This is a genomic window from Achromobacter sp. (assembly GCF_050285585.1).
Classification (GTDB): Bacteria; Pseudomonadota; Gammaproteobacteria; order Burkholderiales; family Burkholderiaceae_B; genus Achromobacter.
Genome location: NZ_JBLZXF010000005.1, coordinates 26,879 through 39,049 on the forward strand (window position 1 = coordinate 26,879; position 12,171 = coordinate 39,049).

General features: G+C 67.8%; 12 protein-coding genes. 3 read left to right on the forward strand and 9 right to left on the reverse strand.

Annotated features, from left to right (window positions below; translation table 11 throughout):
• Window positions 1–12 precede the first annotated feature (12 nt).
• Complete coding sequence (locus ACN6PJ_RS09230) at window positions 13–876, forward strand: LysR family transcriptional regulator (RefSeq protein WP_427995570.1); 864 nt, start codon at window positions 13–15, stop codon at window positions 874–876.
• Window positions 877–880: 4 nt separating this feature from the next.
• On the opposite strand, the gene ACN6PJ_RS09235 is transcribed toward ACN6PJ_RS09230, so the two are convergent.
• From ACN6PJ_RS09235 to ACN6PJ_RS09270, 8 genes are all read right to left on the reverse strand, one after another.
• On the reverse strand, window positions 881–2,053 hold the full coding sequence (locus tag ACN6PJ_RS09235; protein WP_427995571.1) for a thiolase: 1,173 nt from the start codon (window positions 2,051–2,053) through the stop codon (window positions 881–883).
• A complete protein-coding gene (locus ACN6PJ_RS09240; RefSeq protein WP_427995572.1) occupies window positions 2,050–2,439 on the reverse strand; it encodes a Zn-ribbon domain-containing OB-fold protein in 390 nt (129 codons plus the stop codon). The genes ACN6PJ_RS09235 and ACN6PJ_RS09240 overlap by 4 nt, the downstream gene beginning before the upstream one ends.
• A complete protein-coding gene (locus ACN6PJ_RS09245) occupies window positions 2,436–3,683 on the reverse strand; it encodes a CaiB/BaiF CoA transferase family protein (protein ID WP_427995573.1) in 1,248 nt (415 codons plus the stop codon). Before ACN6PJ_RS09245 ends, ACN6PJ_RS09240 begins: the two co-directional genes overlap by 4 nt.
• Before the next feature lie 29 nt (window positions 3,684–3,712).
• Entirely contained in the window at window positions 3,713–5,791 is a 2,079-nt protein-coding gene (locus ACN6PJ_RS09250; RefSeq protein ID WP_427995574.1) for a 3-hydroxyacyl-CoA dehydrogenase NAD-binding domain-containing protein, read from the reverse strand.
• A 39-nt stretch (window positions 5,792–5,830) separates the two neighbouring features.
• Window positions 5,831–6,808 carry a Bug family tripartite tricarboxylate transporter substrate binding protein gene (locus ACN6PJ_RS09255; RefSeq protein ID WP_427995575.1) on the reverse strand — a complete coding sequence of 326 codons (978 nt, stop codon included), beginning with the start codon at window positions 6,806–6,808 and terminating at the stop codon, window positions 5,831–5,833.
• Window positions 6,809–6,848: 40 nt separating this feature from the next.
• Window positions 6,849–7,241 (reverse strand): MaoC family dehydratase, encoded by a 393-nt coding sequence (locus ACN6PJ_RS09260; RefSeq protein ID WP_427995576.1) that lies wholly within the window; start codon window positions 7,239–7,241, stop codon window positions 6,849–6,851.
• A gap of 10 nt (window positions 7,242–7,251) precedes the next feature.
• Entirely contained in the window at window positions 7,252–7,689 is a 438-nt protein-coding gene (locus ACN6PJ_RS09265) for a MaoC family dehydratase (protein ID WP_427995577.1), read from the reverse strand.
• A 166-nt stretch (window positions 7,690–7,855) separates the two neighbouring features.
• Window positions 7,856–9,718 carry a sigma-54-dependent Fis family transcriptional regulator gene (locus ACN6PJ_RS09270; RefSeq protein ID WP_427995578.1) on the reverse strand — a complete coding sequence of 621 codons (1,863 nt, stop codon included), beginning with the start codon at window positions 9,716–9,718 and terminating at the stop codon, window positions 7,856–7,858.
• 255 nt (window positions 9,719–9,973) lie between these two features.
• Between ACN6PJ_RS09270 and adh the strand changes: the two genes are divergently transcribed.
• Both adh and ACN6PJ_RS09280 read left to right on the forward strand, forming a co-directional pair.
• Window positions 9,974–11,503: an aldehyde dehydrogenase gene (gene adh, locus ACN6PJ_RS09275; protein ID WP_427995579.1), complete on the forward strand. Its 1,530-nt coding sequence runs from the start codon at window positions 9,974–9,976 to the stop codon at window positions 11,501–11,503.
• 65 nt (window positions 11,504–11,568) lie between these two features.
• The gene (locus ACN6PJ_RS09280) at window positions 11,569–11,946 is read left to right on the forward strand and encodes a DUF779 domain-containing protein (protein WP_427995580.1); all 378 of its coding nucleotides are present in this window, start codon (window positions 11,569–11,571) and stop codon (window positions 11,944–11,946) included.
• A gap of 34 nt (window positions 11,947–11,980) precedes the next feature.
• Here ACN6PJ_RS09280 and ACN6PJ_RS09285 read toward each other — a convergent pair whose 3' ends face one another.
• Window positions 11,981–12,139 (reverse strand): hypothetical protein, encoded by a 159-nt coding sequence (locus ACN6PJ_RS09285; RefSeq protein ID WP_427995581.1) that lies wholly within the window; start codon window positions 12,137–12,139, stop codon window positions 11,981–11,983.
• Between the last annotated feature and the right edge of the window lie 32 nt (window positions 12,140–12,171).

Sequence of the window (12,171 nt, forward strand, 5' to 3'; positions counted from 1 at the left end):
CGCCAGGAGCCCATGGACACTTCCTTCCTGCTCAATTTCATCCAGGTCATCGAGCACGGCTCGATAGCCGAGGTCGCGCGGAAGAACGGCCTGACCCCGGCGGCGGTCAATCAGCGCATCAAGAAGATCGAGGACGAACTCGGCTTCAAGCTGGTCGTGCGCTCCGGACGCACGGTCAAACCCACGGTGGAAGGCGCCCAGATACTGGCGCAGGCCAAACACGTCATGGAAGAGGTCCGCAACCTCAAGGCCGCGTCGCAGGGGCCGGTGGTGTTCGGCCACCTTACCCTGGGCGCGTTCGATTCCGCCATGACGACGCTCATGCCGCCGCTGCTGGCCCGGCTCATCGCCCGGTATCCCAACCTGGAGATCAGCCTGGTCAAGGGCTATTCCGTCAATCTCTACAGCAAGATATGCGACGGCGAGATGGACGCCGCGCTGATCCTCCAGCCCCAGTTCCAGATGCCCAAGAATCTCGAATGGCGGCGCGTGCGCGACGAGCCTCTGGTGGTGCTGGCGCCGGCCTCGCTGGCGGAGACCGATCCCCACCAGTTGCTGCGCGCCAACCCGCTGATCTGCTACGACCGCAAGCTGTGGGGCGGGCAGCTTGCCACCGACTACTTCCGCCAGCACAGCATACGGCCGAAGATCCGCATCGAAACCGCATCCATCGAGGTTATCGCCCTGCTCGTCGCCCAAGGGCTGGGCGTGACCCTGATCCCGGACGGCGCGGGCGAACTGGCAGCGGATCCCAGGCTGCGCAAGGTTCCGCTGCCCGGCAACGAGCATTTCCGCAGTGTCGGCCTGCTGTGGAACCGGCAGTCGGTCCGCGCCGCGCTGATCGAAGAAATCTACGACATCGCGCGGACGGCCTGAATCCCTAGCGCGTTTCCGCGGAGCCCAGGATGACGGTGGACTGGCTCGACAGCGTGCCGCCGTTGCCGTGAGCCAGCGCGAGGCGGACGTCCCGGACCTGCCGCTGCCCTGCTTCGCCGCGCAACTGGCGCACCGCCTCGATCACCAGGAATACGCCGTACATACCTGGATGCACGCAGGACAGCCCTCCCCCATTCGTGTTCACGGGCAGCCGGCCGCCCGGGGCGATGCCGCCCCCGCGCACGAAGGCTCCGCCCTCTCCCTTGGGACAAAAGCCCAGGTCCTCCAGGAACAGAATGGTATTGATGGTGAAGGCGTCGTACAGCTCGGCCACGTCGATGTCGGCGGGACGGCAGCCTGCCATGTCGAAGGCCAGCGCGCCGGATTGCCTGGCCGCCGTCGTGGTCAGATCCTCCATTGCGGAAATCTGGCGGTTCCAGACCGCCGTGGCGCTGCCCAGGATGTAGGCCGGCGGCCGGGGCAGGTCCCGCGCGCGGTCGGCCCGCACCATGACGAAGGCGCCAGCCCCATCCGTCACCAGGCAGCAGTCGCGCACGGTCAACGGATCCGACACCATGCGGGCGCCAAGCACGTCGTCGATCGAGAGCGGATCGCGGGAGTACGCTTCCGGGTTGAGCTGGGCCCAGCGGCGCGCGGCCACCGCGACCTCGGCGAGATCCTCTCGGCGCGTGCCGAATTCGTGCATGTGGCGCCTGGCGGCCAGCGCGTAGGCGCTTGGCGGATTCAGGGGCGCATAGGGCGTCTCGTAGGGCTGGGGATCCAGCGCCTTGCGGGCGCCGGCGATCGCCGAACGGCCGACCGCGGCGGTTTTCTGCGCGCTGCCGTAGCAGACGAGCACGGCATTGCACTGCCCCGATTCCAAGGCATGCGCGGCAGCCAGGATGTACGACATGAAACTGGATCCGCCCAGGCATGTGCCGTCGATGTAGGTCGGCCGGATACCCAGCGTTTCGATGACGGACATCGGCCACATGCTGGCGGCCACGCTGGACGTTGCGATGCCGTCGATGTCCCGTAACGTCAGCCCCGCGTCGCGCACCGCCGCCTGCGCGGCCCGCGTCAACAGCTCCATGTCCGTATAGCCCGGCGCCTGGCCCAGCCCGAAGTGGCCGACGCCGGCGATGGCCGCCTTGCCCCGGAGTTGCCGGTAGTTCATCGCTTCGCCTCCTCGAAAAGCACCGCCGGCGCGCCATCGCGTTCGCCGATGACGGCCTGCACGGCCATGCCGATGCGCACGCGATCGGGCGGCGTGCCCACCACGCTGGACATCAGGCGCACGCCCTCCTCCAGATCGACCAGCGATACGTTGTAATCGCCGCCCGCCTCGGGTTTTCGCGCCACGGTCGTGAAGCTGTAGACCGTTGCCCGGCCCGCGGGCGCAACCCAGTCCAGCCCTTCTGCGCCGCAATGCGGGCAGATCTCGCGCGGATGAAAGACATGGCGGCGGCATGCGGAGCAATGCTGTATCAGGAAACGGCCCTGCTCCAGGTGGTCGACGTACTGCCGCTCGACGCCCACGGCTGCGGTCGGCGCGCTGGTCATCGCGATCCTCCGTTGGCGGCCTGCTGTTGCAGCGCCGCGATTTCAGCATCGGAGCATCCCAGCCTCGCACTGAGAACGTCCCGGGTATCGGCGCCCAGCAATGGGGCCGCGTTGCGGTAGGCCACCGGGCTTTCCGAGAAACGCATCGGGCTGCGGACCTGGGGAACGCTGCCGCATACCGGATGCGGCAGCGAGAACTTCAGTCCCCGGGCCTGCACCTGCGGATCGGCGTGGACCTGGGCGATGTCGTTGATCACCCCCACGGGCACGCCGGCGGCGTCCAGCAGGCTTACCCACTCGTCGCGGCCCCGCGTGCGGAAGAGGCGTTCCAGCTCGGGGATGAGAGACGCCTTGCCGAGCACGCGGCCGGTATTGGTGAGATAGCGCGGGTCCGCCGCCAGGTCCGGACGGCCGGCGGCCTGGCAGAACTTCTGGAACTGACCGTCGTTGCCCACGCCCAGCACTACATGGCCGTCGGCGGCCTCGAACACCTGGTAGGGAGAGAGGTTGACGTGGGCATTGCCTTCGCGGCGCGGCACCTCGCCCGACAGGAAATAGTTGAAGTTCTGCACCCCCAGCGCCGCCACCTGGCAGTCCAGCATGGAGATATCGATGTGCTGGCCGAGGCCGCTGCGGCCCCGCTCATGCAGCGCGGCCAGGATCGAGCTGGTGGCATACATGCCGGCCATCAGGTCCGCGGCCGCGTTGCCGGCCTTCTGCGGACCGCCGCCCGGCAGCGCATCCTTCTCCCCGGTGATGCTCATCAGACCGCCCAGCGCCTGGATGACGAAGTCGTAGCCGGGCTTTTGCGCGTAGGGGCCGTCCTGTCCGAATCCCGTGATCGAGCAGTAAATGAGCCGCGGGTTCACGGCGATCAGGCTGGCATAGTCCAGCCCGTACTTGCGCAGGCCGCCCACCTTGAAGTTCTCCACGAAGATGTCCGCTCCGGCCGCCAGGCGGCGCACCGCGTCGGCGCCGGCCCGCGTGGCGATATCCAGCGCCACCGACTTCTTGTTCCGGTTGGCGGCGAGGTAGTACGCCGACTCCTGCGTCCTGCGCCCTTCGGCGTCCATCAGGTTGGGCGGCCCCCAGCCCCGGGTATCGTCGCCCGACAGCGGACGCTCGATCTTCAGCACTTCGGCGCCCAGGTCCGCCAGGTTCTGGGTGCACCAGGGCCCCGCCATGATGCGGGTCATGTCCAGCACGGTAATGCCGCAAAGCGGCGGTTCTCTTTTGATCGACATAGGATGGATTCCTGGATGACAGGTGAGGTTCAGCGCGCGTAGAAACCGCCGCCGTCCCGGGCCTGGGCGAGCAGCAGCGGCGATGGAGTCCAGTACGCTTCGCCGGCCTGGCTGGCGTAGTGGCGAATCCGCTCGCAGATGCGGGCGGCGCCGATCTGGTCCGCGTGGAACATCGGGCCGCCGCGAAAGCGCGGAAATCCGTAGCCGTTGAGCCAGATGGTGTCGATGTCCTCGGGCCGGCTGGCGACGCCCTCCTCCAGGATGCGGGCGCCTTCATTGATCATGGCGTAGAGGCAGCGTTCCAGGATCTCGTCGTCGGAGATGGCGCGGCGCCGGATGCCGCGCCTCTCGGCATTGCGCACGATGAGATCCGTGATCGCCGGATCCACCGAACGGTTGCGCCTGTCGTCGTAGGTGTAGAAGCCCGCGCCCGTCTTCTGGCCCAGGCGGCCGGCCGCGACGATTTCGTCGAGGATGTCGCATGCGGCTTCGCGTTCGCTCAGGCGATGCAGCCGGCTCTGCCGGTTGCGCCAGGCGACGTCCAGGCCCGCGAGGTCATTGAGCTGGAACTGCCCCATGGGAAAGCCGAACTCGCGCAGCACGCGATCCACCTGCTCGGGCAGCGCGCCCTCTTCCAGCATGAAATAGCACTCGCGGGTGCGCCGCGCCAGCATGCGGTTGCCGACGAAGCCGTCGGACACGCCTACCATGACCGCGACCTTGCCCAGGCGCTTGCCCAGCGCCTGCGCCGAGGCCAGGGCGCGCGGCGAGCTGCGCGCCCCGCGCACGTTCTCCAGCAGTTTCATGATGTGGGCCGGGCTGAAGAAGTGCATGCCCACCAGGTTCTCCGGCCGGCGCAGCTGCGCGGCCAGCGCGTCGATGTCCAGGAAAGAGGTGTTGGACGCGATGATGGCCTCCGGCTCCAGGACCTCTTCGATTGCGGTAAGCACCTGCCGCTTCACGTCCATGTCCTCGAAGACCGCTTCCACGATCAGGTCGCAGCCCCGCAGCGCGCCGTACTCGAGCGTCGGCGCAAGCGCGTTGCAACGCGCTTGCCGCGTGTCTTCGTCGATGCGTCCTTTCGCCACGTCGTTGCGGTAGGTCTTGCGTATCGTCTCCACGCTGGCCGCCAGCACCTTTTCGTTCTGCTCCACCAGGATCACGGGAATGCCCGCGTTCAGGAAGCACATGGCGATGCCGGTGCCCATCGTGCCCGCGCCCACGACGCCGGCCTTGCGGACCGGCGCGGCCTCCTCCGCGGACAGGCCGGCGGGCTTGGTCGCGACACGTTCGGCGAAGAAGGCATGGCGCAGTGCCCGCGCCTGCGGCGACGCGACGAGCTCGCGGAAGCGCTCGCGGCAATGGGCCACGCTCTCGTCGAAATCCGCGGATACATCATGCTGCGCCACGTCCACGCATGCCTGCGGCGCGAGCTGGCCCCGATGGCTCGCCTGAAACCGCGCGCGCGCGGCATCGAAGACGCCCGGCTCGAAGGCCGGAACCGGCAACTCGCGCGTGCGCCGCGCGCTCCGGCCTTGCGCCAGCAGGCCCTGGGCGAACGCGATGGCGGCGGCACGGACGTCGTCCTGCGCCAGCTCGTCCACCAGTCCCGCCTCTCGCGCCTCGGCCGCGCCGACGGGCTTGCCGCTGGCCGCCATGTCCAGCGCCTTTTCCACGCCGACCAGCCGTAGCAGCCGGGGGATGCCGCCGGCGCCCGGAATGATGCCCAGGGTCGATTCGGGCAAGCCCAGACGGGCACGCCGGTCCGCCACCCGGTAATGGCAGCCCAGCGCCAGCTCCAGCCCGCCGCCCAAGGCACTGCCGTGGATCGCCGCGACGACCGGCTTGGCGCTGGATTCAATGGCATGGATGACCACGGAGAGATGCGGGTCCAGCGGCGGTTTGCCGAATTCCTTGATGTCCGCGCCGGCCACAAAGGAGGCGCCCGCGCAGGCGAGCACGACGGCCTGGGTCGAGGCGTCGGCGCCGGCCTGCTCGATAGCCTGCATCAGACCGGCGCGCACGGCCTGCGAGGTGGCGTTGACCGGGGGGTTGTCGATGACGATGACGCGGATGTTTCCGCTGAGCGAGGAAGATACGACTTGCATGGTTGTCCTGTAGTGATGGCGGCGAGCCGCCGCCGCGATTCAGCGCGATTTCTGCATCGGCACCTTGGCCGTCTTGATGACCTGGGCCCACTTGTCCTTTTCCTGCCCGATATAGCGGCCGAAGCCCTCGGGCGTATCGGTCTGCGGCTCCATGCCCTGTTGCTGCAGCCATTGCGTGAAGTCGGGCTTGTTCACCATGTCGCGCAGCGTGGCGTTGAGCTGGGCCACGATGGGCTTGGGCGTGCCGGCGGGCGCGAGCAGTCCGTACCAGCCCGCCGCCTGGAATCCCGGATAGCCGGATTCAGCCACGGTCGGTACCTGCGGCAGCGACTGGATCCGTTGCGCCGTCTCCACTGCCAGCGGAACCAGCTGCCCCGACTGGATCAGCGGCACCAGCGTGATCGCGTTGTCGCTGACGGCGGAGATCAGCCCGGACTGCACATCGACCAGGGACGCCGCGCTGCCCTTGTAGGGAACGTGCAGCATGTCCACGCCCGCGGTGGACTTCAACAGCTCCATGGAAAGGTGTTGCGTGGAGCCGGTGCCGGCCGATCCGAAGGTCAGCTTGCCGGGATCCTTTTTCGCCAGCGCCAGGAATTCGCCCAGCGATTTCGGCCCCAGCTTGGGGCTGACCGCGATGACCAGGGGCGACACCGCCACGATGGTGATGGGTTCGAAGTCCTTGACGGGGTCATACGGCAGCTGCTGATACAGCGAAGGATTGATCGACATCGCGCCCGAGAAGGTCATGCCCAGGGTATAGCCGTCCGCGGGCGCCTTGGCGATGGCGGACATCCCCACGATGGCTGCGGCGCCCGGCTTGTTCTCGATCACCACAGGCTGGCCGAACTTGTCCGTGAGGCCGCGGCCTATCATGCGCGCCAGCGTGTCGGCGGCGCCGCCCGCCGCGGCGGGCACGATCATGCGTATCGGTTTGTCGGGATAAGGCGCCGCCTGCGCGGCCGTCGCGCTCATCGTCGCGCAGGAAAGGGCAAGACTGATCAGGATGCGTTTCAAGATTGTCTCCGTATGCTTGTTTTGAGAGGCGGCGTAAGAATCAGCCGAGGCGGCGGGTGATGGTCCCCACCTGTACTTTCTTCCCATCGGGCAGCATGCAGGCGTAGGCCAGCTCGAGCCATCCGGGCTCGCTGCGCATCACTTCGAACTCCACGTCCACCGCGTCTCCGGGCCGGGTGAACGCCACGAACTTCGCTTCGATCTCGCAGCCGTCGTACCAGCCGGCGCCCAGCAATTCGGCCGCCATGTCCACGACGGGCGCCATCACCAGCGCGCCCTGCACGATGACGCCGCCGAACACGCTCTTCGCGGCATATTCGGGGTCTGTGTGCGTCTTGCCTGTCGTGCCGTGCAGCGCGCCGAAGCGGTTAATGTCTTCCTGCGCGGCGCCGCGCGCGGCCGAGCGGAATATGTCGCCTGTCTTGAATTCCATGCGCGTCTCCTCAGTTGGGCCAAACCAGGCTGCGCTCCGTCACCAGGGCGATGCGCGCGTTCTCCAGCTTGCGGACAGTGATCTCCAACACGACGAAACGCTTGTCGTTCTTGAGGTATTTGTCCTTCACCCGCACGCTGGCCTCCAGCTCTTCGCCCGGATACACCGGGGCCAGCAGACGGACCTTTTCACGGGCATGCAGCACGCCGACAGGCCAGGAAAACGCCGCGTGCTGAGGCTGAAAGCTGCCGACCAGGACCGGGTGCACGCTGCGCACGGCGCTCGCCGCGCCATCGCCCGCTACCGCTCGGCCGGCGGCATCGAGAACGGGGGAATGATCGAAGGTGCCGATGAATGCATCGCTATCGGCGGCGCCGATGCTGTATCGGCAGGGAGGAAAGAGACGGCCTGGTTCGAAGTCGTCGTAGAACAGCTCGTTGCTTGCCATGTCATCACCTGCGTTGAAGGGGATGCGGGCATCGTAAGCAGTTCTTCCCAGGCGCAGGGATACTTAACTTATCTTCAAAAGATAGTTTTTCTTCGCACGGCGCGCAGCCGCGCCAGTCAAGGCCATGCCGCCACGGAGGCCGGCGCGCGGCGGTGGAAAAGCGTCCTCAGGCGCAACGCGGCAGGCGGCGATAGAGGGTGCTGCGGTGCACGCCGAGCGCGCGGGCCGCGCGGCTGATGTTGCCGCCATGGGCTGCGACGGCATCGCGGATCGCGGCATCCGTCATTGCCTGCAGATCGACGGGATCGCGCGCGCTGGCCGCCGGCCGAGGAGTTGGCCCGCCGCGGATATCCGCGGGCAGCATATCGGGATCGACACGGCCCGCGGGCCCGGCCAGCACGTGCAAGGTTCGCAGCACCGCCACCATCTGCCGGTAGTTTCCAGGCCATGGGTACGCCATCAGGATGGCCTCGATATCGGGAGGAAGAACAGGCCCGGCGCCGTGCGCCGCCCACAGTCCGCGCAACAGTTCGAGGCGATCCGCGCGCGCGCGCAGCGGCTCCAGCGTGACGGTGTACTCGGCGATCCTGAAATACAGGTCGGGCCGAACCGGCGCGTCGGGGCCTTCATGCGCGAGCGGACGATGCGTTGCGCACACCAGCGCGAAATCCACCGGCACCGGCCGTGCCGCGCCCAACGGCGATACCTCGCGTGTCTGCAGCACGCGCAGCAGGCGCGATTGCAGCATCAGCGGCATGTCGCCGATCTCGTCCAGGAACAGCACGCCGCCATGCGCCTGCCGCAGCAATCCCTTGCTGCCCTGGCGGCGCGCGCCGGTGAATGCGCCGTCTTCGTAGCCGAACAGCTCCGACTCGATCAGGCTTTCCGGCAGCGCGGCGCAGTTCACCGCCACGAATGGCCCCGACGCCCGCTTGCCGCGGGCGTGCAGCTGCCTTGCGAACACTTCCTTGCCCACGCCGGTTTCGCCTTGCAGGAGAATGGAAACGCCGGCATCCGAAAGGTGCACGGCGCGCGCCAGCGCGCCCAGGGTCGCGGTGTCGAAATTCGGCGCGCCGGCACGCGCCGGGCCGGCGGCAGGCAGGACCGGCTGCGCCGGCGCCTGGCGGACGCGGGAGCGCGGCAGCCGCAGACGGGCGTGATACACGGCGCCGGAACGCGTCTGCACCCTGCCCGCCGCATCGGGGCAACGTTCGATTTCCCCATCGAAAACATCCGCGTAGCGATACACGCCCAAGGCGGTGGGCGCCAGGCCCAGGGCCTGCAGCGCGCACCGGTTCGCGCCGACCAGCCGGTCGCCCTCGAACGCCATCAGGCCCTCGCCCGGCATGCCCAGGCCGGAATGGTCCACGTGCAGTCGCAGCACCGCATACTGTTCGTAGGCTTGCTCGAATAAACGGTGCTCGATCAGGTCCACCGCCGCGCGCACCAGTTCCAGCACGTCGGGGCGCACCTCGCGCGCCTGGCTGGACAGGTCCAGCACGCCCAGCGTGCGGCCTTCGCCGTCGGCGATGGGGATCGCCGCGCAGGTCAGGATGCGGTTCGGTTCGAAATAGTGTTCCGCGCCATGGACCGCGATGGGCCGGCCCTCCACCAGCGCGGTGCCGATGGCATTGGTGCCCGCGGCGGCTTCGTCCCAGGGCGCCCCCGGCATGAGCGCGACGCGCGACGCGCGCTGGGCGAAATCCAGGTCGCCATCGCTGTCCAGGACCAGCCCTTGCGCGTCGGACAGGATGACCAGGTTGCCGCCATTGCCGACCTGGCGCCGCAACATGGACATGGCTGGCTCGGACATGCGGCGCAGCGCTTCATTGCGCTGCTGCGCCTCGCGCAGCTCTCCCTGCGTCATGAGTTCGGCCCGGCGCGCGCCGCGCATGTCGAAACCCAGGTCGGCGCAGCGCCGCCATGAACGCAGGATGGGCTCGGCGACCATGCCGCCGGGCACGGCGCCCTGCTGGTTGAACAGCAGGCGCGCTTGCGTCAGCGCGTGCTGACGGGAATGAGTGGCCATGCATGTCTCCTTGGACAGGCGTTCTGCGACACCTGTTCCGCGACACTGTCGCAAAACGCAACGGTGGGGGAAGGGCCCCCACGCCGCACCCGCTGCGCGGGCTTGCTGCCCCCCCGAGGGGGCTGGCCCGCCTTGGAAACCTACTTTCGCATGCAGAAAGCGGGCTGTCCAGCGGATAAGTCCGGACTGGCACGCTCCTTGCTTGATACAGGTCAGGCAGCCGACTGCCGCCCCCCAACAATACCGGAGACAAGCATGGATATCGCGACCCGCGTCACCCCCGACACCTATGGCACGCGCCTCGACCTCAAGACCCAGTACGACAATTTCATCGACGGCAAGTGGCAGAAGCCGGCAGACGGCGAATACTTCGACAATGTCACGCCTGTCACGGGCCAGGTCCTGACCCGCAACGCCCGCTCCAAGGAGCGCGACATCGAGCTGGCGCTGGACGCCGCGCACCGCGCCGCTCCCAAATGGGGCGCCACCTCCGCCGCCGAACGCGCCCGCATGCTGATGCGGATCGCCGACGTCATGGAGGCGAACCTGGAACGCCTGGCCACGGCCGAGACCTGGGACAACGGCAAGCCCATCCGCGAGGCCCGCGCCGCCGACATCCCGCTGGCGATCGACCACTTCCGCTATTTCGCCTCGTGCATCCGCAGCCAGGAGGGCGGGCTGTCCGAGATCGACCACGACACGGTGGCCTATCACTTCAACGAACCGCTGGGCGTCGTGGGCCAGATCATCCCGTGGAACTTTCCCATCCTGATGGCGGCGTGGAAGCTGGCGCCCGCGCTGGCCGCCGGCAACTGCGTGGTGCTCAAGCCCGCCGAACAGACGCCGCTGGGCATCCTGCTGCTGATGGAACTGATCGGCGACATCCTGCCCCCTGGCGTGGTGAACGTGGTCACCGGCTTCGGCCTGGAAGCCGGCAAGCCGCTGGCCTCCAGCAAGCGCATCGCCAAGATCGCCTTCACCGGCGAGACCACCACGGGCCGCCTGATCATGCAGTACGCGTCGCAGAACATCATCCCCGTGACGCTGGAGCTGGGCGGGAAATCGCCCAACATCTTTTTCGCCGACGTCGCCGCGCAGGACGACGACTTCCTGGACAAGGCCGTCGAGGGCTTCGTCATGTTCGCGCTGAACCAGGGCGAGGTCTGCACTTGCCCCAGCCGCGCCCTGATCCAGGAATCCCTGTACGACAAGTTCATGGAGCGCGCCTTGAAGCGCGTCGCGGAGATCAAACAAGGCAATCCGCTCGATGCGGACACCATGCTGGGCGCGCAGGCGTCCACCGAGCAACTGGAGAAGATCCTGTCGTACCTGGACATCGGCAAGCAGGAGGGCGCCGACGTGCTGGCCGGCGGCTCGCGCGCGCAGATGCAGGGCGCGCTGGAAGGCGGTTACTACGTGCAGCCCACGGTTTTCAAGGGACACAACAAGATGCGCGTCTTCCAGGAGGAAATCTTCGGCCCGGTGGTGGCGGTGACGACCTTCAAGGACGCCGACGACGCGCTGGCCCTGGCCAACGACACGCTCTACGGCCTGGGCGCCGGCGTGTGGTCGCGCGATGCGAACACGTGCTATCGCATGGGGCGCGCGATCAAGGCCGGCCGCGTGTGGACCAACTGCTACCACGCCTATCCGGCGCACGCGGCGTTCGGCGGCTACAAGCAATCCGGCATCGGACGCGAGAATCACAAGATGATGCTCAACCACTACCAGCAGACGAAGAACCTGCTGGTGAGCTACTCGCCGAAGAAACTGGGCTTTTTCTGATCCCCAACCCGCGACGGACGGGCGCGCCGGGCCTCGCGGACCGGCGCGCCCGAGAGGACGACATCATGGCAGAGCACACGCCGCGCGTGGTCGCGACCGACGAAGCGCGCAAGCTGATCGATACCCTGCGCGCCAAGCACGGCCCGCTGATGTTCCATCAATCGGGCGGATGCTGCGACGGCAGTTCGCCCATGTGCTATGCGCTGGGGGAATTCATGGTGGGCGGTTCGGACGTGCTGCTGGGCGAACTGGAAGGCTGCCCCTTCTACATGGGCGAGGACCAGTTCGCATATTGGGAGCACACCCAGCTCATCATCGACGCCGTCCCCGGCCGGGGCGGCGCCTTTTCGCTGGACAGCGCCGAGGGCAAGCGCTTCCTGCTGCGTTCCCGGCTGTACTCGGACGACGAGTGGGCGCGCGTGGCGCCGGTGACTCGCGGTTAGCCGGCCCGGGGCCCGGGCGCGTCCCAGCGCTGCCCTAGGTCCCGTCCTTCGGCCCGCGCTTGCCTTCGGAGGCAGCGCGTTCGGCCAGTTTCCACTGGAACGACACCCGCCGGATGCGGGCGGCGCGGAATTGCGTGAACGAACGGCCGCCCGGCATGGGCGCGCCGCGATAGGCACTGCTGGCGTTCTTCATTGCTTGATGGTGGGTTGACGAAAAACTTTGTG